Annotated in this window: 14 protein-coding genes and 2 pseudogenes; 9 read left to right on the forward strand and 7 right to left on the reverse strand. The window is 72.7% G+C overall.

The annotated features are described in order from the left end of the window. Positions 1-118: 118 nt before the first annotated feature. Positions 119-2,317 carry an MMPL family transporter gene (locus GA0074694_RS27665; protein ID WP_176738142.1) on the reverse strand — a complete coding sequence of 733 codons (2,199 nt, stop codon included), beginning with the start codon at positions 2,315-2,317 and terminating at the stop codon, positions 119-121. A 390-nt stretch (positions 2,318-2,707) separates the two neighbouring features. On the opposite strand from GA0074694_RS27665, the gene GA0074694_RS27670 reads away from it, so the two are divergent. Then, complete coding sequence (locus tag GA0074694_RS27670; RefSeq protein WP_091462888.1) at positions 2,708-4,243, forward strand: multicopper oxidase family protein; 1,536 nt, start codon at positions 2,708-2,710, stop codon at positions 4,241-4,243. Positions 4,244-4,345: 102 nt separating this feature from the next. Here the strand turns inward: GA0074694_RS27670 and GA0074694_RS27675 are convergent, their stop codons facing one another. Next, positions 4,346-5,944: an FAD-binding oxidoreductase gene (locus tag GA0074694_RS27675; protein WP_176738143.1), complete on the reverse strand. Its 1,599-nt coding sequence runs from the start codon at positions 5,942-5,944 to the stop codon at positions 4,346-4,348. Between the two features lie 221 nt (positions 5,945-6,165). Here GA0074694_RS27675 and GA0074694_RS27680 point away from each other — a divergent pair. Next, a pseudogene (locus GA0074694_RS27680) lies at positions 6,166-6,411 on the forward strand (pirin-like C-terminal cupin domain-containing protein); the annotation flags it as partial. Positions 6,412-6,482: 71 nt separating this feature from the next. On the opposite strand, the gene GA0074694_RS33830 reads toward GA0074694_RS27680, so the two are convergent. Beyond that, complete coding sequence (locus GA0074694_RS33830; RefSeq protein WP_269780459.1) at positions 6,483-6,611, reverse strand: hypothetical protein; 129 nt, start codon at positions 6,609-6,611, stop codon at positions 6,483-6,485. Positions 6,612-6,740: 129 nt separating this feature from the next. On the opposite strand from GA0074694_RS33830, the gene GA0074694_RS27685 reads away from it, so the two are divergent. Continuing rightward, positions 6,741-8,330, forward strand: coding sequence for a phospholipase D family protein (locus GA0074694_RS27685; protein ID WP_091462890.1), 1,590 nt, complete (start codon positions 6,741-6,743; stop codon positions 8,328-8,330). A 406-nt stretch (positions 8,331-8,736) separates the two neighbouring features. Continuing rightward, the gene (locus GA0074694_RS27690; protein ID WP_091462891.1) at positions 8,737-9,558 is read left to right on the forward strand and encodes a SigB/SigF/SigG family RNA polymerase sigma factor; all 822 of its coding nucleotides are present in this window, start codon (positions 8,737-8,739) and stop codon (positions 9,556-9,558) included. A gap of 136 nt (positions 9,559-9,694) precedes the next feature. On the opposite strand, the gene GA0074694_RS27695 is transcribed toward GA0074694_RS27690, so the two are convergent. Further along, positions 9,695-11,194: an APC family permease gene (locus GA0074694_RS27695; protein WP_425413642.1), complete on the reverse strand. Its 1,500-nt coding sequence runs from the start codon at positions 11,192-11,194 to the stop codon at positions 9,695-9,697. Positions 11,195-11,227: 33 nt separating this feature from the next. Beyond that, positions 11,228-11,848, reverse strand: coding sequence for a GOLPH3/VPS74 family protein (locus GA0074694_RS27700; RefSeq protein ID WP_245714942.1), 621 nt, complete (start codon positions 11,846-11,848; stop codon positions 11,228-11,230). A 139-nt stretch (positions 11,849-11,987) separates the two neighbouring features. Between GA0074694_RS27700 and GA0074694_RS27705 the strand changes: the two genes are divergently transcribed. From GA0074694_RS27705 to hrpB, 3 genes are all read left to right on the forward strand, one after another. Then, positions 11,988-12,830 carry a helix-turn-helix domain-containing protein gene (locus tag GA0074694_RS27705; RefSeq protein ID WP_091462893.1) on the forward strand — a complete coding sequence of 281 codons (843 nt, stop codon included), beginning with the start codon at positions 11,988-11,990 and terminating at the stop codon, positions 12,828-12,830. Between the two features lie 40 nt (positions 12,831-12,870). Beyond that, positions 12,871-13,065, forward strand: a complete 195-nt coding sequence (locus GA0074694_RS27710) for a DUF397 domain-containing protein (RefSeq protein ID WP_091462894.1) — start codon at positions 12,871-12,873, stop codon at positions 13,063-13,065. Between the two features lie 122 nt (positions 13,066-13,187). Beyond that, positions 13,188-15,704 (forward strand): ATP-dependent helicase HrpB, encoded by a 2,517-nt coding sequence (hrpB, locus tag GA0074694_RS27715; RefSeq protein WP_091462895.1) that lies wholly within the window; start codon positions 13,188-13,190, stop codon positions 15,702-15,704. A 37-nt stretch (positions 15,705-15,741) separates the two neighbouring features. On the opposite strand, the gene GA0074694_RS27720 is transcribed toward hrpB, so the two are convergent. Beyond that, positions 15,742-16,470: a PP2C family protein-serine/threonine phosphatase gene (locus GA0074694_RS27720; RefSeq protein WP_091462896.1), complete on the reverse strand. Its 729-nt coding sequence runs from the start codon at positions 16,468-16,470 to the stop codon at positions 15,742-15,744. Positions 16,471-16,671: 201 nt separating this feature from the next. Between GA0074694_RS27720 and GA0074694_RS27725 the strand changes: the two are divergent. Beyond that, a pseudogene (locus GA0074694_RS27725) lies at positions 16,672-18,311 on the forward strand (glycoside hydrolase family 9 protein). Between the two features lie 166 nt (positions 18,312-18,477). On the opposite strand, the gene GA0074694_RS27730 reads toward GA0074694_RS27725, so the two are convergent. Beyond that, entirely contained in the window at positions 18,478-19,686 is a 1,209-nt protein-coding gene (locus tag GA0074694_RS27730) for a snapalysin family zinc-dependent metalloprotease (RefSeq protein ID WP_091462897.1), read from the reverse strand. Positions 19,687-19,840: 154 nt separating this feature from the next. On the opposite strand from GA0074694_RS27730, the gene GA0074694_RS27735 reads away from it, so the two are divergent. Then, complete coding sequence (locus GA0074694_RS27735; RefSeq protein ID WP_091462898.1) at positions 19,841-20,407, forward strand: GNAT family N-acetyltransferase; 567 nt, start codon at positions 19,841-19,843, stop codon at positions 20,405-20,407. The last annotated feature ends 10 nt before the right edge of the window (positions 20,408-20,417 follow it).

A 20,417-nucleotide genomic window follows, 5' to 3' on the forward strand; every position in this document is an offset into this window, starting at 1 on the left:
CTGACCGACCATGTGCTGTGAAGCCCTCCGGCCGTGACCCGCAGGTCACGGCCGGCCCGACGGCGACCGGCCGCCGGCTCCGCCGTGGGCCCCGGAGGGCCCACGGCGGTCGTCGTCGTCAGACCCTGACGTCCTCCCGTTCCTCCTCACGGACCTCCTCACGGACCTCCTGGTGGGCGGCACCGCTGTGCTCGAGGGCGACCCGGGGCAGCACCCGCTGCAGGAAGCGGGGCAGCCACCATGCCTTCCGGCCGAAGATCTGCATCACGGCGGGCAGGATCAGACAGCCGATGAGCAGCGCGTCGGCGAGGATCGCGACTGCCAGTCCGAGCCCGAACTGCTGGAGCATGCGGGTCGGGCTGAGCATGAAGGCGGCGAAGACCACCACCATGATCGCGCCGGCTGCGGTCACCACCTTCCCGGTGGTCGCGATACCCTCGCGGACCGCCTCCGTCGGGTCCTTGCTCCGCTCCCACTCCTCGTGCATGCGGGAGAGGAGGAAGACCTGGTAGTCCATGGAGAGACCGAACGCCACCGCGAAGATCATGACCGGCACGTACGCCTCGATCGGACCCTGCTCGACGCCGAGCCGCCCGTCCTGGAAGACCAGGGTCATGATGCCCAGCGCCACGCCCACGCTGAGGACGTTGAGCACCGCGGCGACGAGCGGGATCAGCAGCGACCGGAAGACCAGGATGAGCAGGAGCGTGGAGAGACCGACCACGACCAGCACGAAGATCGGCATCTTCGCGGCCACCGCCTCGGAGAAGTCGACCGTGGCGGCCGTGCTGCCACCGATCAGGTACGTGGCACCGGTCTCCTCCGCCACCGGCGGCAGGACGGTCTCCCGCAGCCGGTCGACCAGGTCCATGGTCTCCTGGTCCTGCGGCTTCGAGTCGGGCAGCACGATGATCAGCGACAGGTTCTCGCCGATCGTGTTCGGCGGGACGGCGGTGGCCACGCCCTCGGTCGCGGCGATGGCGGCCTGGGCCCGGGTCGCGTCCTCCGGGCTGCCGTCGGCCAGGACGATCAGCGGCCCGTTGAAGCCCGGCCCGAAGCCCTCGGCCAGCAGGTCGTACGCCTGGCGGCTGTGGGTCGACTCCGGGTCGTTGCCCGCGTCGGCGAAGCCCAGGTTCATGTTGATCACCGGAACGGCGAGGGCCACCAGGATGCCCAGCGGCACCAGCGCGTTCAACCAGCGGTACTTCTGCACCCAGGTCACCCAGCGACGCCACTGCGTGCCCTCGGTCGCCTTGCCCTTGGCCAGCCGCTTCTGCACGCCCTTCTCGATCCGGCCACCCACGATGGACAGCAGTGCGGGGAGCAGGGTGAGCGAGGAGAGCATGGTGACCAGGACGGTCATCGCGACGGCCACCGCGACACCCTGGAGGGAGCCGAGACCGAGCACCATCAGGCCGATCAGGGCCAGGATGACCGTGCAGCCGGCGAAGAAGACCGTCCGGCCGGCGGTGTCCTGGGCGTTGATCGCGGCCTGCCGCCGCGGAACACCCTTGAGCAGCTCCGAGCGGTACCGGGAGAAGATCAGCAGCGCGTAGTCGATACCGACGCCCAGGCCGACCAGCATCATCAGCGGCGCGGTGAAGTCGGCGATGGTCGCGACGTGCGAGGCCAGCCCGATCAGGCCGATCGCGGAACCCACGGCGAAGATGGCGATGACCAGCGGAAGGCTGGCCGCCACGATCGAGCCGAACAGGATCACCATGATGACGAGCGCGGCGAGCATGCCGGCGAACTCGGCACCGCCACCGCCGCCCTCCTGTGCCGCGCGGACCGGCGCCCCACCGAGTTCGACCCGGAGCCCTTCGCCCTCGGCTGCGTCGGCGGTGTCAATGATCTTTCGGACGTCGTCGGCCGGCACCTCGGCGGACTGGCCGTCCAGCGCGACGGTGGCGTAACCGATGGTGCCCTGCTCCGAGATGCCGAATCCCTCGTACGGGCTCTGTACGCCGGCGACGTGGGGCAGGGTCTTGACCTTGGCGAGCATCCCCTCCACCCGCCCCTGGGTGGCCGGGTCACGCAGGCCGGCCTCGCGCTCCAGGACGATCTGGATCGACTCCCCGGACTGCACCGGGGCCCGCTCCTCGAGCAGGTCGAGGGACTTCTGGGAATCGGTGCCCGGCAGGGAGAAGTCGTTGCGGTAGTCACTGCCGACGGCCTGGGCGGCGACGGTGACGCCGGCCAGCACGAGCACCCAGAGCGCCACAGCGATCCAGCGACGCCGGTACGCCCAGCCGCCCAGCCGTTCGAAGACACTCGGGCGCCGTGTCGGCGTGACCGCGGCGGTTGATCTGGTCATCTGTGCTCGACCTCCTGAGACTCACGGCTCAGATAGATAGCTTGTCTACTTGTAGATACGCCACCTTAACAGCGGGACCGGTAGCCGTACTATGGCTCCGGTCGTGCCAGGTGCCACATTTCAGCCATCCCAGGCTCGAAACCCGGGGCGACCCGGACGCAGGAATCGCACGCCTCAGGGTCACCGGCTTCCGACCGCTTCCGACCCTCACCTGGGCCGAATCACCGTTCCCGGTGCCCTGCCCTGACCTGGCGCGTCCGGCCGCCCCCACCCCGGATCAGGGTGAACCCTGCGTTCCCCCTGGACTTGTCAGGGACAGGTGGACGCCCGCGCGGATACCCAGCCACGCTACGGATGTACCAACCCCTTGAGACCCCAGAGGTGATTGCCATGCGCCCGCTCCGGCGAGTGCTGATCGCCGCCACGGTCGCCGTCGTGCTCCTCTGCGCGGCCGGCGTGGCGGGCGTGGTCTGGACGTTCAACTCCAGGACCGTCTCCACTGCTGGCAGTGTCGAGTTCGTCCACGCGCTGCCGGTGCCGCCGCTGGCGCCGTCCACCGTGGATGGCGAGGGCCGGCGGGTCTTCGAGCTGCGGGCGCGGGCCGGTCGGCACGACTTCGGCGACCGCACCGCCGACACCTGGGGCTTCAACGGGGCGTACCTGGGTCCGACCCTGCGCGCCTCCCGCGGAGAACAGGTCCTGGTGAACGTCCACAACGAACTCGACGAAGAGACGACCGTGCACTGGCACGGAATGCACCTACCGGCCCGAATGGACGGTGGCCCGCACCAGATGGTGCCGGCCGGCACGAGCTGGCATCCCACCTGGACGGTCGACCAGCCGGCCGCGACGCTCTGGTACCACCCGCACCCGCACGGCGAGACCGCCCGGCACGTCTACCGGGGACTCGCCGGAATGTTCATCGTCGACGACCCGGCGACCTCGGTCGCGCAGCTGCCCAACCGGTACGGCGTGGACGACGTGCCGGTCATCGTGCAGGACAAGCGGTTCTCCGGGAACGGAAACCTCCGGGAAAGCGGTCCACTGTTCAGCAGCGTCGGCCTGCTCGGCGACACGATCGTGGTCAACGGAGCGACCGCGCCGTACCTGGACGTCACCACAGAACGGGTCCGGCTCCGGGTGCTCAACGCCTCCAACGCGCGGGTCTTCGATTTCGGGTTCGCCGACGACCGCGAGTTCGCCCTGGTCGGCACGGACGGCGGCCTGCTCGGTCAGCCGTACCGGATGAAGCGGGTCATGCTCTCCCCCGGCGAGCGTGCGGAGATCGTGGTCGACGTCCGTCCGGGCGAGCGGACGGTCCTGCGCAGCTTCCCGCCCGACCTCGGGGCGGACACCTGGACCGAGCGGTTGAACGGCGGCGAGGACACCTTCGACGTCCTTCAGCTACGCGCCGCGGACCGGCTCGAGGAGCGTCCGGAGCTGCCGTCCCGGCTGGTCGACACGCCTCGGCTCGACCCCCGGGAGGCCGCCGAGACCCGGCAGTTCACCCTGAGCGGCACCCGGATCAACGGCGACCGGATGGACATGGACCGGATCGACCTCACGGTCACCAAGGGCACGACCGAGGTGTGGGAGGTGACGAGCCAAGAGGCGCTCCAGCACAACTTCCACATCCACGACGTCCAGTTCCAGGTGATCGACGTCGACGGGGCCCCGCCACCGCCGCACCTGAGCGGCTGGAAGGACACGGTGTACCTGCGCCCGAACACACCGGTCCGGCTCATCGCCCGGTTCGCCGACCACGCCGACCCGGACATGCCGTACATGTACCACTGCCACATCCTGTACCACGAGGACGAGGGGATGATGGGGCAGTTCGTGGTGGTCGAGCCGGGGCAGAAGGCCGGTACGCCGGGCGGTGACCACGGTGGCGGGCACGGCGGTGGACACCGGGGACACGGCTGACCCCACCGGCACGGCGAGCGCCCGGGCGCCGGCTCCCTCACCGGGGCCGGCGCCGGTCGTCGGCGTACCGGCCGGGTGGTCCGCGCCGGGTCGCGGCCGGGGTCAGGGGCCCGGCGGGATGTTGTGGTTGCGGTGGAAGATGTTCTCCGGGTCGTAGATCCGCTTGAGGGCGGCCAGCCGCCCCAGGTCGGCCGGTCGGTACGCCGCCATGGTCCGGCTCGGGTCGCTGAGGAAGTTGAGCAGTACCCCGCGGGTGGCGTACGGACGCAGCCGGCGGGCGAAGGCCGCCATGTGCCCCCGCGCGACGGACAGTTGGGCGGCGTGCAGCCGAGGTGCGACCGCGATCAGCGCGTACGTCGCGTCCCGGTGGCCGGACGGTCCGCCCTCGGCCGACGGCCGGGCCAACGCCCCGCCCACGTGCCGCAGCTCGATGACCGAGATCGGAGAGCGGCTCGCCCCCGAACCGCCGATCTCGGCGAGCAGCACGTCGATCAGTTCGTCACTCATCGCCCGGAACAGGTCGGTGTGTTCCCGGACGATCTGCGGTCCGGGTTGCGGGTCGTCCAGGGCGGAGGTCTGCGGCCAGGTCATCGGTCCGTACCCGCCGAGCAGGGGTGGGCCAGCCACGGCCAGCAGGGGGGCCAGTGCCCGCCGCCCCCGGGCCACCGGACCGGTGTGGCAGACACGCAGCGCCACCACCGTTCGTCCGCGCAGTGGCCCCGGAACAGCCGGCCCGTCCGGCAGCCGCAGCAGGGTGAGCGCGGTGGTCAGCTCGTCGGGCAGGTCGGCGGCGTGGTCCCGGTGGCAGGCGAGGATCGCGCCGGCCCGTTCCCCCGGGAAGTACGCCACCCCACCGAAGACCTCACCGACCGGGTAGAGGCGGAGCAGGAGTTCGGTGACGACGCCGAAGTTGCCGCCACCGCCGCGCAACGCCCACCACAGGTCGACGTCGTCGTCCGGGCCGGCGACCAGTCGGGTGCCGGCGGCGGTCACCACCTCGGCGCGGAGCAGGCTGTCGGCGGCGAACCCGTGCCGGCGGGACAGCCAGCCGACCCCGCCGCCCAGGGTGTAGCCGGCGACCCCCAGCGCGGACGAGGAGCCGGAGATGGGGGCCAGTCCGAACCGGGCGGCGGCAGCCACCACGTCCCCCCACCGGGCACCGCCGCCGACCCGGGCGGTGGCCCGGACCGGGTCGATGTCGACGTACGTCATCCGGGACAGGTTGAGCAGCACGCCGTCGTCGGTGGGGCGCACCGTGCCGTGTCCGGTGGCCTGCACGCCGACCGGTACGTCGAACTCGCGCGCGGTGATGACGGCCCGCGCCACGTCGGCAGCGTCGGCCACCTCGGCGACCAGGAGCGGCTGCTGGTCGAGGTCCCGCCGCCAGGCCAACCGACCGGCGTCGTAACCGACCGCGCCGGGCAGGTGGAGACGGCCGTCGAACTGGTGGCGCAGCCGCCGGGCGACGGCCTCCGGACTGCGGGGGCCGGGGTAGCCGTCCGGCAGGCCGCCGAGCAACCGGTCGATCCCGGTCGGCGGCAGGTGGAGTCCGCCTTCCTGGACGATCGCGGCCGGAAGGTGCCCGTCGACCGCCCCCGCGTCCTCCCCGGGCCACGGGAAGCACCCTGCGGCGGAGCGCATGGCACGGCTGCAGGGGAACACGAGTTCCGCCCCCATTCGGCCGGTCCTGCGTCGCTTCATCGGCGCACTCCTCATCCACCGCACCTTGCGTCACCAGATCATGACAGAAGGTGAGAGGGATAGGAATCGCGAGTCACTGGAGTCTGTGTCGACGCCCACCACAGAAAGGTGCCGCGGGACGGGTGTCGGCACCATCCCGCGACCCCGTCAGCAGGTGAATCGCACCTCACACCGGTGAAAGGGGTGACCCGCCCCGGCGGTGGCTACATTTGGTGCCATGACTCGCGGTGCACGGGCCGGGCGACGCGTTGCGTTTCGCCGCCGACGCCCAGCAGGAGAGCCGGACCCCGGCGATGGACCTGTACATCATGGGTGGGCAGCCGATCCGGGAACCGGTGGCGCAGTACGGTCCGTTCGTGATGAACACCCGCGACGAGCTCATCCAGGCGGTCGAGGACTTCCAGGCCGGCCGGCTCGGGGTGATTCCCACCGAGCGGCTGCCGCACACCGACGGGTCGCGGCCCTGATGCGGCCCTGACCCGACGACGGGCGCTACCGGTCGCGGCCGGTGGCGCCCGTACCGTTCTCCCGTCCGCCGTCAGGAGACAGCGAAGATCCCGGCGACCCCGAGGATCACCATCAGCAGCACCGCGACCAGCGCCCCCCGCTCACTCTCCACCGCCTGGGGGTGCTGTTCGGGCTGGGCGTTCGGCGTCTCGACCGGCATGGTGCGTGTCCTCCTCGATGTCCGAATGCGCGTGGGCGTGGCCGGCGGCGGGCGAGGATCGCCCACGCCGTGCGGGCCAACGGTGCTCGTCCTACCGTGAGGGCAACGTCGACCCCGGGAGGCTGGAACGTGACCGTGCGGGAGTGGTTCCTGACCACGGGGGAACGCGCCAACCAGGTCTCAGGGTTACCCGTCTGGACCGACGGAAACCTTGCCGAGCCGTTGATTCACGGTGCGGCGTACTTCGATCGGCTGGTCGAGGAGGTCGAGGCGCTCGGGACCGGCGACCACCTCTTCTTCACGGACTGGCGGGGCGATCCGGACGAGCGGATGCGGCCGGACGGCCCCACGGTGGCCCAGCTCTTCGCCCAGGCCGCACAGCGGGGCGTGGTGGTCAAGGGCCTCGTCTGGCGCTCCCACCTCGACGTGCTGGCCTACAGCGAGAAGGAGAACCGCAGCCTCAGCGAGGCGATCTCCGCCGCCGGGGGTGAGGTGCTCCTCGACCAGCGGGTCCGCCGGGGCGGGTCGCACCACCAGAAACTGGTGGTGCTGCGTCACCCGGGTCGACCGGAGCGCGACGTGGCGTTCGTCGGGGGGATCGACCTCTGCCACAGCCGCCGGGACGACGCCGCGCACCGCGGCGACCCGCAGGGGGTCCAGATGTCGGCCCGCTACGGTCCGCGTCCGCCCTGGCACGACGTGCAGCTGGCGGTGCGGGGGCCGGTGGTCGGCGCGCTGGACACCGTCTTCCGCGAACGCTGGACCGACCCGATGCCGCTGGACTCGGAGAACCCGCTGGCCTATCTGCGGGACCGGCTGCGCCGGGCCGACCTGCGCCCGGATCCGCTGCCCGCCCAGCCCCCGGACCCGGCCCCCTGCGGTCCGCACCACGTGCAGGTGCTGCGCACCTATCCCGCGGTACGCCCCCGTTACTCCTTCGCCCCCGACGGCGAACGCACGGTGGCCCGCGGCTACACCAAGGCGATACGCCGGGCTCGCCGACTGATCTACCTGGAGGACCAGTACCTCTGGTCGAGGGAGATCGCCGAGCTGTTCGCGGAAGCGCTGCGGGCCAACCCCGACCTGCACCTGATCGCCGTGGTTCCCCGCTACCCGGACGTGGACGGACGACTGGCGCTGCCACCCAACACGGTCGGGCGGGAACAGGCGCTGTCGCTCTGCGAGGAGGCCGCCGCCGACCGGGTGCACGTCTTCGACGTGGAGAACCACGAGGGCAGCCCGGTCTACGTGCACGCCAAGGTGTGCGTGGTCGACGACGTGTGGGCCAGCGTGGGCAGCGACAACTTCAACCGCCGTTCCTGGACCCACGACAGCGAACTCTCCTGTGCCGTGCTGGACGGGACCCGGGACGAACGTGCCCCGGCCGACCCGGCCGGCCTCGGCGACGGGGCCCGCCACTTCGCCCGGGAACTGCGGCTGCGTCTGCTGCGCGAGCACCTGGACCGGCCCGAGGACGGCAGCGGCGACACCGACCTGTTGGACCCGGCGGACACGGTGGTCGCGGTCAACGCCGCCGCCGACGCGCTCCAGCGGTGGTACGCCTCGGGCCGGGTCGGCCCCCGGCCGCCGGGACGGCTCCGGCCGCACCGGCCGGAGCGGCTGCCCTGGTACACCCGGCTCTGGGCGCTGCCGGCGTACCGACTGGTCTACGACCCGGACGGCCGTCCGCTGCGAGCCCGCATCGCCGGAACCTGGTAAGCCCGCCCGTCCCTCTCGAACGGAGCCGCCCACGCGGTTCGTGGCCCGTGGCTCGGCACCAGAAGTGGTCTACGACACGCCCGGCGCGACATGTCGCCCTAGGCGCGTCACCCGACCCTCCGCAGCTCACCGAGCGTCACGACCGCCGACCTCTGCGCAACGGTTCGCCCCGTCGTGCGCGGCGCAGGGTGACGAGTGGTGACACCCGTAGCACTCCCGACGGCCCAACGCTCACCGGCTAGGCGGTTTGCGGGGGCTACTGCAAATATGAGGCTTAAGTACATCGTACTTTCGGCTAGCTTTCGCCAGCACGATCAGGCTAAGGTAAATCCCGAACGGCCCAACTGAAGCTAAACCAAAAAGCCTTACGTCTTTATCTGCGGACGAGGTGCAGGGAGGACCACCCATGACCGCGCCAACGATCACGAAGTCGGCGACCACACCCGCCGCCACCGAGAAGCTCGACCCGCGCGCCCTCACCGACAGCGCCGCCGAACTCCTGAACGCCATGGCCGCGTTGCCCGCCGACCACCCGTCGCGGGCCGCCCTGCGCGACCGGGCCATCGAGGCCTGGCTCCCGCTCGCCAACCACCTCGCCCACCGCTACAGCGGTCGCGGCGAGCCCACCGACGACCTGGCGCAGACCGCCGCCGTCGGCCTGATCAAGGCGATCGACAAGTTCGACCCGAGCCGGGGCGTCGACTTCGCCGGCTACGCCATCCCGACCATCATCGGTGAGCTGAAGCGGCACTTCCGCGACCGCACCTGGGACATCCGGGTGCCGCGTCGCCTCCAGGAGCTGCGTCTGGCCATCTCCGACGCCAACAGCTCGCTCCTGCAGACGCTGGGGCGCTCGCCGACGGTCGCCGACATCGCCGCCCACCTCAAGCTCACCGAGGAAGAGGTGCTGGAGGGCCTGGAGGGTGCCCGCGCCTACAACGCGGTGTCGCTGTCCACCCCGACCGGCGACGGCGACCGCGCCACCGAGCTGGGTGACATGCTCGGCGGCGAGGACAACGAGTTCGAGCTGGCCGAGCTGCGGGTCGCTCTCGGCCCGGCGCTGGCCACGCTGGACGAGCGTGAGCAGAAGATCCTCACCCTCCGGTTCTACGGCAACCTCACCCAGTCGCAGATCGCCGACCAGATCGGTGTGTCGCAGATGCACGTCTCCCGGCTGCTGGCCCGAGCGCTGACCAAGCTGCGCGGCCAGCTGGACGGCACCTACTGACCGGGCAGTTCCCCGGCAGCGCCGAGCACGGACGGCGGAGGCCGGACCCCTTGGGGGGTCCGGCCTCCGCCGTGTTCGCGTCGGCCGCCGTGACCGGACCGAACCGGCCGTGTTCGCGTCGTCCCGCCGCGCTCTCCTATCCGCCAGCCGGCGGCAGGTCGGCGGCGGCGCTCTCCGGGCCGAGGCCGATCCGCGCGTAGGCCCGGGACCGGCGCGAGCGCAGCAGCACCGCCCAGAGGGTGCCCGCCACCGCCGCCGACGGAAAGACCGCCGGCACCGCCCAGCGCAGCGGAGAGCCCGGCTCGACCCCGAGGAGCACGGCTACGTCGGCCAGCGCCAGCACGACGACCGTCACCAGGGCGACAGTGGCCAGGCCGGGGGCGACCGTCCGCCGCCAGAGGTGCTCCTCGGTGACCCCCCGGGCGAAGAAGGCAAGCACCGCGCACGAGGTCGCCGTGGTCAGCAGCAGCGTTCCCAGGGCGCCGGTCACGGTGGCCCCGTAGAAGAAGTGGCGCACCGGCTCCACCCCTGCCGACGCGCACCCGGCGATCACCAGGAACGCGAGGACGCTCTGCGCGACCGACGCCCACCGTGGCGACCCGGTCCGGGGCGAGGCCTCGCCGAACGGCGCGGGGAGCAACCGCTCCCGCCCCAGGGCGAAGGCGTACCGGGCGGTGCTGTGGTGCAGCGACACCAGGGCGGCCAGCGCGGAGGCGACCAGCAGCATCCGACCGATTCCCACCGCGCCCTCCCCGAGGTGGTCGCCGGCCAGGGTGAACAGCAGGTCGACACCGCGCTCCCCGGCGACCGCCGCGACCCGGTCCGGCCCGGTGGCCACGGTCAGCGTCCAGGCGGAGAACGCCAGGAGCGCACCGACGAGCCCGACCGCGAGGTACGTGGCGACGGGCACCGTACCGGTCCCACGGCTCTCCTCCCTCAGCAGCACGGCGGACTCGAAACCGACGAAGCCGACGGCGGCGACGACGAGCAGCGCCCCGCCCCCGGGGGTCGCCAGGTGGGCCGGGGAGAAAGTGGCCAGGTCGACAGTGCCGGCGGCGTGCCGCAGGTGCCCGAGGTCGAACACGACCAGTACCGCGACCTCGGCCAGCAGCAGGACGGCCAGGACGGTCCGGTCGACGGTCACCCCGGTCACGCCCAGCACGGCGACCAGCGCCCAGGCGGCCAGGGCCATCAACCACCAGGCCGGCGGGCCGCCGAACCACCGACCGAGCACCGGGGCGGTGGCCGCACCGACCAGTCCGTAGAGCCCGATCTGCAGGAGGTTGCGCACGATCAGGGCGGCCCAGGCGGCACCGGCCCCGGCCGGGCGGCCGAGGCCCCGGGCGACGTACGCGTGGAACGCGCCGACGTGGGTCATCCGGCGGGACATCGCCAGGTAACCCACCGAGAAGAGGCCGAGCACCACCGCGATCGCGAGGACGGCCGCGCCGAGGGCGTCCGCCCCGGTCACCGCGTACGCGATGGGGACCACTCCGGCCACCACGGTCAGGGGTGCCGCCGCGGAGAGCGTGAAGACCAGCACCCCGGGCACCCCGCGTCCGCCCCGGGTCAGCGCCACCGGGAGATGACCGGGGTGGCCCGGAGTCACGGGCGGCGGTGTCGGCGAGGCGGGCATGGCCACTTCCGGTCGCAGGGGCAGCGGAGCGGGTCAGCCACGGAGCACGGCCGCGCCGACCGCGGCCTCGGTGTGGGCGACCAGTTCCCGCAGCGGCAGCGGCAGGGCGGGCCTGAGCACACCGAAGCGGTGCTGGGCGCGCGGGTCGGCGTGCCAGAGCACGTCGCGGGTGAGCCCGGTCGCCGAGACCAGGCCGCACAGCAGGGCGTCCGGGACGGCCGGCGGATGCGGGCGGTCCAGCAGCGCCAGCAACCGGGTGGCCGGCCAGGCGAGCGCGTTGAGGTCGGTGGCCACGTAGTCGACCGTGGTGCGCAGCAAGCCGCGCTTCTCCTGCCGGCGTACCACCCCCGACCGGCTCAGCCGCGCCCCCACCGCGTCCGCGGCGGTCCCGGCGAGCAGGCCCAGCCAGGTGCGGACGGTCCGGTGCTGCCGCAGTCCGAGCAGGTGGGCGAGGACGCCGCCGGCCAGCGCGTCGGCCGGAGGGGGACCGTCCAGGATCGACAGCCGACCCTTGTCCACGGTGATCCGTCCGCTGAGGACCAGTTCGCCGAGGAGTGCGGCAGCGAGGCCGAGGCCGGTGGCTGTCGGGTTCAGCCGCGCCCGGCCACGGCTGTCGCCATGGGCGATGAGGAAGAACTCGTCCGCGATGAGCAACAAACCCTCCCCGGTCGTCCACTGTGATCGGAACCGGTGAAAGGATGCCCGCTTGAACGATCCAATGCAACTCCCGGATTCGGGCTGTTGCAATTCCAGGGGTCCCACCTGCGGATAGGGCCCGTGGCACACTCGGCCGGTGACCGCCAGCCCCACCGTCCGTCGTCGTCGCATCGCCCGGGAACTCCGGCAGTTGCGGGAGCGTGCCGGGATGACCCTCGACGTCGCCGCGCGACAACTCGACATGTCCAAGAGCAATCTCTCCCGGATCGAGAACGCCCAGATCGGCATCAAGCCCCGCGACGTACGCGCCGCCCTGGCGTTGTACCAGGTGACCGGAGCGGACGCCGAGGCGCTGGTCGAGATCGCCCGTGGGGCGCAGCAGCGCGGCTGGTGGCAGAACTACAGCGATGTGCTGCCGGAGTGGTTCGAGTTCTACGTCGGGCTGGAGGCGGAGGCGGCGACGCTGCGGACGTACGAGGCCGAGGCGGTGCCCGGCCTGCTCCAGACCGAGGCGTACGCCCGGGAGATCTACCGGCTGACCGCCGGCGAGGAGGCGCTGGAGCGTAAGGTCGCCGCCCGGCTGCAACGGCAGAGTGTCCTGCGCCGGGAAGCGCCGGTGCAGATGTCGGTGGTGCTCAACGAGGCGGTGCTCTTACGCCCGGTGGGCGCCCCGGCGGTGATGACCGCCCAGTTGGCCCACATCGGCCGAGTGGCCCAACTACCCAACGTCGCCATTCAGATACTTCCATTCACGGCTGGCGGACATCCCGCCATGAGCACGCCGTACGTCGTCCTGCACTTCGCCGACGCCGCCGACGACGCCGTGGTTTACCTGGACAACCTCACGATGGGACTCGCTCTGGAAGGCGCCGAACACGTGCGGGGGTATACCCTGGTGCACGAGAAGCTGTGCCGGATGGCGCTTTCTCCAGCGGACTCCCTGACCCGACTTGAGGACGCTTCTCGTTACTTTGAGTGATCAAGGCACGCGCTCCTGTGCGAACGAGGGGTACACCACCATGACCGTGCTCGACCTGACCCGTGCGGAGTGGCACACCAGCACGCGCAGCAGCGGCAACGGCAACTGCGTGGAGGTCGCCGGCGTCGACGGTCGGATGGCCGTCCGGGACAGCAAGGACCGGTCCGGCCCGGTGCTGCTCTTCCCGCGCGCGTCGTGGCGGCACTTCGTCGCCGGCATCGACGCGCTGGGCTGACCCCGGACCCGGAACGTCCACCCGGCCCCGCCCGCCGGATCCCGGGCCGGTCGCCGCCGTGGTGGCGCGGGAGCGGACGACACGACGACCGGCACGGCCGGGCGACGGTGCAAGACTGGGGCGTGCTCCGCGACGTACCCCTCGAACTGCCGGTCCGGCCGGTCCTGCCCGCGCTGACCACGGCCCTGCGCGGCGCGGGCACCGCCGTCCTGGTCGCACCGCCCGGTACCGGGAAGACCACCCTGACACCGCTGGCGGTGGCCGACGAGCTCGACGGTCGGGTGCTGATCGCCCAACCACGCCGGGTCGCCGCCCGGGCCGCCGCGCACCGGATCGCGGCACTGCTCGGTGAGCGGGTCGGCGACCGCGTCGGGTACGCCGTCCGGGGCGACCGGCGCACCGGCCCGGCCACCCGGATCGAAGTGGTCACCACCGGACTGCTGGTCCGCCGCCTGCACCACGACCCGGAGCTGCCGGGCGTATCGGCGGTGCTGCTGGACGAGTGCCACGAGCGGCACCTCGACGCCGACCTGGCCCTCGCCTTCGCCGTGGAGGCCCGGTCCGCGCTCCGCCCCGACCTGTGGCTGCTGGCCATGTCGGCCACCGCCGAGGCGGACCGGTTCGCCGACCTGCTCGGTGGAGCGACGCCCGCACCGGTCGTCCGGGCCGAGGCGGCGCTGCACCCGGTCACCCGTATCTGGGCGCCCCCACCCCGGCCGGTCGTCGGTTACCGGGGCAACCGCGTCGATCCCGCGCTGCTCGACCACGTGGCGGCGACGGTCCGCCGGGCACTGGCCGAACAGGACGGCGACGTCCTGGTCTTCCTGCCCGGCACCGGGGAGATCACCGGGGTCGGCGCCCGCCTGGCGGACCTGCGCGACCGGGTCGCCCTGGTCCCGCTGCACGGCCGGCAGCGCGGCACCGAGCAGGACGCCGCGCTGCGCCCGGCCGACCGGCGACGGGTCGTGCTGGCCACCACCGTGGCGGAGAGCAGCCTCACCGTGCCCGGTGTCCGGGTGGTGGTCGACGCCGGGCTGAGCCGGGTCGCCCGGACCGACCTGGCCCGAGGGCTGGGCGCGCTGGTCACCGTGCCGGTCTCCCGCGCCGCCGCGACCCAGCGGGCCGGCCGGGCCGGTCGGGAGGCCCCGGGACACGTCTACCGCTGCTGGTCCCCGGCCACCCACGAGCGGCTCGCCGCCCAGCCGGAGCCGGAGATCGCCACCACCGACCTGACCGGATTCGCCCTGGAACTGGCGGCGTGGGGACGGCCGGACGGCTCCGGCCTCGCACTGCCCGACCCGCCTCCGGCGGCGGCGATGACGGTGGCCCGACAGACCCTCGGCACGCTCGGCGCGGTCGACGCCGAGGGCCGGATCACCGGACGGGGCCGGGCGATCGCGGCGACCGGTGTCCATCCCCGGCTGGGCCGGGCGCTGCTCGACGGGGCGGTACGGGTCGGCACGGACCGCGCCGCCGAGGTGGTGGCCCTGCTCAGCGAGGAGTTCGGCCCGGGCGACGACTTGGCGGCGACCTGGCGCCGGCTGCGCGCCGGCACCGACCCCGCCGCCACCGCGCGCTGGCGGACCGAGGTACGCCGGCTCCGCGCGGCCCTGTCCCGGGACCCGGACGACGCACCGGCGGGTACACCCGGCTCGGTTCCCGACGACCTGGCGGTCGGGCTGGTGGTCGGACTCGCCCATCCCGAGCGGCTGGCCCGGGTCCGGCGGCCGGGCGGCCCGGCGTACCTGATGGCCGGCGGGACCGCCGCGGAGCTGACGCCCGGGTCGGCGCTGGCCGGCTGCGACTGGCTCGCCGTGGCGGTGGCCGACCGCTCCCCCGGCGCCCCGGCCGCCCGGATCCGCGCCGCCGCCGCGCTCGACGAGGCGACCGCCCGGGAGGCGGGCGCGGCGCTGCTGTGTGCGGAGCGCCAGGTCGCCTGGTCGGGCGGGGACGTGCTGGCCCGGGAGCTGACCCGGCTTGGCGCGATCGAGCTGGTCGAGCGGCCGCTGTCCCGGCCGGACCCGGACGCGGTGGGCGAGGCGCTCCTGTCCGGCCTGCGCCGGGACGGGCTCGCCCTGCTCGACTGGACCCCGGCGGCCCGGTCGCTGCGGGACCGGCTGGCGTTCTGCCGGCACGCGCTCGGCGACGTCTGGCCCGCGGTCGACGACGACGCCCTGCTCAGCACCGCCCCGGAGTGGCTCGGGCCGGAGCTCGCCCGGGCGCGCCGCCGCGCCGACCTGGCCAGGATCGACGTGTCCGGCGCGCTGCGCCGGCTGCTTCCCTGGCCGCAGGCCGCCCGCCTGGACGAGCTGGCTCCCGAGCGGATCGCCGTGCCGAGCGGCACCCGGGCCCGCGTCGGGTACGCCGACCCGACCGCCCCGGTGCTCGCCGTGAAGCTCCAGGAGACCTTCGGCTGGCAGCAGGTCCCCCGGATCGCCGACGGGCGGGTGCCGGTGCTGCTGCACCTGCTCTCCCCCGCCGGCCGGCCGGTGGCGGTCACCGCCGACCTCGCCTCGTTCTGGCGTGTCGGCTACCCGCAGGTGCGCGCGGAGCTGCGCGGGCGCTATCCGCGCCACTCGTGGCCGGAGGATCCCACCACCGCCCCGCCGACCCGGCACACCACGAGCCGCCGTCGGTGACCGGCTCGTGGTGTGGCCGGCGTGGGTCGACCGGCGGTCAGCCCTCGGCCAGCACGTCGGCGACCACCACGGTGACGTTGTCCGGCCCGCCCGCGCGCAGGGCCAGGTCGATCAACCGGCGGGCGCACTCCTCCCGGTCGGAGTAGCCGGCGAGCACCTCCGCGAGTGTGTCCGGGCGGACCACGTTGGACAGTCCGTCGCTGCACAGCAGCCAGCGGTCCCCGGCCCAGGGCACCATGGTGGCGTAGGCCGGGGAGACCTCGCCGCCCTGGAGGGCCTGGGTCACCACCGCCCGGCGCGGGTGGCTGCTGGCCTGCTCCGGTGTGATCAGCCCCTGGTCGACGAGCATCTGCACGAAGGTGTCGTCCCGGGTGATCTGCTTGAGCACTCCCTCGCGGAACAGATAGGCGCGAGAGTCACCGACGTGGGCCAGGGCCAGGCAGCTTCCGGTCCGGGCGAACAGCAGCGCGGTCAGCGTGGTGCCCATGCCCTGCCGCTCCGGGTCCTCCTCGACGGCCTGGCGGATCCGTCCGCTGGCCAGGTCGATGCCACCGCGCAACGCCGCCACCAGCGCGTCCTCCGGTGTCTCCGCGTCCAGCGGCACGATGGTCTGCATGGCTATGGAGCTGGCGAGGTCGCCGGCCGCCATCCCGCCCATGCCGTCGGCGACGGCGACGAGCCAGGTGCCGGCGTGGAAGGCGTCCTGATTGCCGCTCCGGATCAGGCCACGGTCGGTCGCCCCCGTGGAACGCAGCTTCAGGGTCATGGGACGCAGCCTGCCAGGAGGAGGGCGGGTTGTCTCTAGTAGATCACCGTTGGCGGGGCGTGGCGCGGCGAATCTCACTCTCCGCGCCCGGGTCAAGACCCTATCCAGAACTGTCGATTGACAGGCCGGTCACACCCTGGAAACATCGAGCACCACCTGGGAGCGCTCCCAATTTCTCGATCGTCCCCGGAAGGAACCGTCGTGACGTCACCCCCACACCGTCGACGCCGCCTCGCGCTACTCGCCGCGGCGACCTCCCTCGCCCTGACCGGCACCCTCTCCCCCGCCGCCGCCCAGGCCGCCCCCGACGAGGAGCCCCCGGAGCAGATCCGCAACGGCGACTTCAGCACCGGCACCTCCCCCTGGTTCTCCTACGGCACCGGCGACCTGACCAACCCCGACGGGCGGTTGTGCACCACGGTCACCGGCGGGCTGGCCAACCCGTGGGACGCCGGCATCGGGCAGGACGGCATCCCGCTGGCGGCCGGCGCGTCGTACACCCTCGCCTTCGACGCCACCGCCACCCCCGGGGCCAGCCTCAAGGCGGTACTCCAGCTCGGCAGCGCCCCGTACACCACGTACGCCAGCGTGGACGCCACGGCGGGCACGACCCCGCAGCGCACCGAGCACACCTTCACCGCCCCGGCCGACGACTCCCGGGCGCAGATCATCTTCCAGGTCGGGGGAAGCCCGGCCGACCAGACCTTCTGCCTGGACGACGTCTCGCTGCGCGGCGGCGAGCCGGTCCCGCCGTACGAGCCGGACACCGGCCCGAGAGTCCGGGTCAACCAGGTCGGTTACCTGACCGCCGGACCAAAGAACGCCACCGTGGTCACCGAGGCCACCGACCCGCTGACCTGCCCGCCTCGCCGCACCAAACCGCCGACGTGTTCGAGCCGCGTGGCTTCAGCTGGCAGGGAGGCCGCGCTGGGCCGCCTCGACCTGGCCACCGTGCCGAGCGGCCTGCCGGCCGCCGAACGCACCCGGATCCGCGCCTCGGTGACCGCCGCCGCCGACGCCCACCTGGCCGAGATCGCCCGGCAGGCCTACGGGCTGCCGATGCCCGGCGACGCGGGCAGCTACTTCTGGGGCGGCAACGGCAACCTCATCAACAACGCGGTCGTGCTGGCCACGGCCTTCGACCTGACCGGCGACGTGAGGTACCGGGACGGGGCGGTGCAGGCGATGGACTACATCCTCGGCCGCAACGCGCTGAACATCTCGTACGTGACCGGGTGGGGCGAGCACGCGGCGGAGAACCAGCACAGCCGGATCTTCGCCAACCAGTTGGACCCGGACCTCCCCAAGCCGCCCGCCGGGTCGATCGCGGGCGGACCGAACGCCGCCCTCCAGGACCCCTTCGCCGAGCAGCTCCTCGCCGGCTGCAAGCCGATGTTCTGCTTCGTCGACGACATCAACTCGTACTCCACCAACGAGGTGGCGGTCAACTGGAACTCGGCGCTGGCCTGGATCTCGTCCTTCCTGGCCGACCAGGGTGAGGCCGGGGCGATCCCCCCGTCGGGCTGTGCGGTCCAGTACGTCAACCACGGCTCCTGGCCCGGTGGCTTCACCGGCCAGGTGACGATCCGCAACACCAGCCCGAAGAATATCGACGGCTGGACCACCCGCTTCGCGATCACCGGCGACCAGAAGGTTCGCGAGGGTTGGCTGGCGACGGTGACCCAGTCCGGGGCGACGGTCACGCGAAGAACGAGTCGTACAACGCGAAGATCGCTCCCGGCGGGACGGTGACCTTCGGGTTCAACGCACTCACCGTCGGCGGGACCAACCCGGCACCGGGTCTGGTCACGGTCAACGGGGTGGCCTGCTCCCTCTCCTGACACCACCCGTCCCCACCCGACGACAGGGGCCTCCCGCATCCGGGAGGCCCCTGTCCCCTACGCCGACGCGGCAACCCGGTCGCGGCACGGGTTGTCGCGGCGTCGTGCTGGTTGCAGGGGCCCCATGCTCGACAAAAAGCGGTAACAGGGGACCCCTCCTACCACCTCAGACCGGCAGGCCGCCGACCTGGGTGTTGATCCAGGTGCGGATCGAGGGCAGGTCGCCGTAGATGGACGGACCGGTGGCGCAGGTCGAGCTGCCGTTGCCGGCGCGGCTGGTGGCGCCGATCAGGTTCCACACACCGTTGATCTTGCGCACCTGCGGGCCGCCCGAGTCGCCGTAGCAAGCGCCCGCGTTGCCGTTGGTGTTGTTGGTGCAGATCTCGTACGGGCCGTTGATGCCGAGGCAGCGGCTGTCGGACACGATCGAGGTGTCCAGCTCGTGCGCGATGGTCGGGGCGGAACCGCAGCCCCGGGTCGGGCAGGTCTGGCCCCAACCGATGATCCGGGTGGCGGTGCCGACCGCGCCGGAGGTGGTCGGGATGGGTGCCGGGGCGTAGCTGACCGAGCTGGAGAGCTGGAAGAGCTTCACGTCGATCGTCGGGTGGTTGACCGCCCGGCTCACGCCGACGACGGTGCCGCCGCTGGTGCGGTTGACGCTGCCCACCCGAACCGAGGACGGCGTGGAGCAGTGCTTCGCGGTGACCACCCAGTTCGACTTGATCAGCGTGCCGGTGCAGCCGGAGGTGTAGACCATCCACGGGTAGTTCTCAGTGGCCGGCTGGCCGTTGACGACCAACGGCGAGATGTCGCCCTCGCCCTCCTCGTTCCACACGTGGGCGCCGAGGGCGGCCGAGCTGATCGCGAGGCTACCGGCGAACAGCGAGTTGACCTGGGCGGCTTCGGTGGAGTTCGGGTAGGCGTTGGTGCAGGAGATCGGGGCGCTGCTGCCGGACATCAGGTCGGAGCAGAGGCCGGTGCGTCGATCGGGCAGGCCGAGGATGTGGCCGAACTCGTGGGCGGCGATCCGGGTCCGGTCGTACCCCTCGTTGACCGCCTGCCAGCCCATGTAGATCGTGCCCCGTCCGAGCCCGGTCACGTACGCGCGGGGCCAGCCGGTGTCCACCCGGATGGTGACGGTGGCCGGGCTGCCCGCCTGGAGCCGGACGTTGGTGACCCGGCTGTTCCAGATCGCGGCGGCCTGGTCGAAGTTGGTCTTGAACTCACCGGCCCGGCTCGCGTCGTAGTAGACGGTCCGGACGGTGGCGCCCACGTCCGCGCCGGCCGGCGTGCCGGTTGCGGCCTGCACGCCGACGAGGGACAGGGCGAGCGCGAGCGTGGCGCCCGCCGCCCGGGACAGTTTCCGTATGAACATCGACCACTCCCTGTGTGCCACGGCGGCAGCGCCGCCGACATTGAGTCACGTCGATTTTACGGCTCGTCGCAACATGGACACACATCGTGATTGGGTCATACGTTCCGCCGGTCCCGGTCGACATCGAGCCGCGCAGATCACCCACCATGCGGACATGACCGATCGCGACCCGCTCACCATCAGACCGGGCACCGCGGCGGACGCCGCGGCCGTCCTACGTCTGCTCGACACCGCCACCGCCTGGCTGACCGCCCGGGGCTGCACCGGCCAGTGGGGCAGCGCACCGGCCTCGACCGACCCGCACCGGATCGCGCAGGCCCGGGCGTACGCGGGCAGCGGTGGACTGTGGCTCGCCATGCTCGACGGGCAAGCGGTCGGCGCACTCGCCGTCGGGCGGGCCACCAAGGAGATCCCACCGGCCGACGAGCCCGAGCTGTACGTCAACCTGCTGGTCACCGACCGCGCGTACGCGGGCAGGGGGATCGGGGGGCGACTGCTGGCGTACGCCGCGGAACTGGCCCGCGACGCCGGGGTGGCCCTGCTCCGGGTGGACTGCTACGCCGGGGACGACCGGGCCCTGGTGCGCTTCTACGAGCGGCAGGGCTTCACCCCGACCGAAGCGTTCACCGTCGACCGGCCCGGCCGGGAGCCCTGGCCCGGCCAGGTGCTCGCCCGACGGCTGGACCGCCGCTGCGCGCCCTCGACGCCCACCCCGCCCTGATCCTCACCGG

It is taken from the genome of Micromonospora inyonensis (assembly GCF_900091415.1).
Taxonomy (GTDB): Bacteria; Actinomycetota; Actinomycetes; order Mycobacteriales; family Micromonosporaceae; genus Micromonospora; species Micromonospora inyonensis.

Coding starts and splice junctions, on each gene's coding strand:
- GA0074694_RS27730 (WP_091462897.1), bottom strand. CDS start 19,686: ATGTTCATACGGAAACTGTCCCGGGCGGCGGGCGCCACGCTCGCGCTC.
- GA0074694_RS27675 (WP_176738143.1), bottom strand. CDS start 5,944: ATGAAGCGACGCAGGACCGGCCGAATGGGGGCGGAACTCGTGTTCCCC.
- GA0074694_RS27665 (WP_176738142.1), bottom strand. CDS start 2,317: ATGACCAGATCAACCGCCGCGGTCACGCCGACACGGCGCCCGAGTGTC.
- GA0074694_RS27710 (WP_091462894.1), top strand. CDS start 12,871: ATGACCGTGCTCGACCTGACCCGTGCGGAGTGGCACACCAGCACGCGC.
- GA0074694_RS27735 (WP_091462898.1), top strand. CDS start 19,841: ATGACCGATCGCGACCCGCTCACCATCAGACCGGGCACCGCGGCGGAC.
- GA0074694_RS27720 (WP_091462896.1), bottom strand. CDS start 16,470: ATGACCCTGAAGCTGCGTTCCACGGGGGCGACCGACCGTGGCCTGATC.
- GA0074694_RS33830 (WP_269780459.1), bottom strand. CDS start 6,611: ATGCCGGTCGAGACGCCGAACGCCCAGCCCGAACAGCACCCCCAGGCG.
- GA0074694_RS27695 (WP_425413642.1), bottom strand. CDS start 11,194: ATGCCCGCCTCGCCGACACCGCCGCCCGTGACTCCGGGCCACCCCGGT.
- GA0074694_RS27670 (WP_091462888.1), top strand. CDS start 2,708: ATGCGCCCGCTCCGGCGAGTGCTGATCGCCGCCACGGTCGCCGTCGTG.
- GA0074694_RS27690 (WP_091462891.1), top strand. CDS start 8,737: ATGACCGCGCCAACGATCACGAAGTCGGCGACCACACCCGCCGCCACC.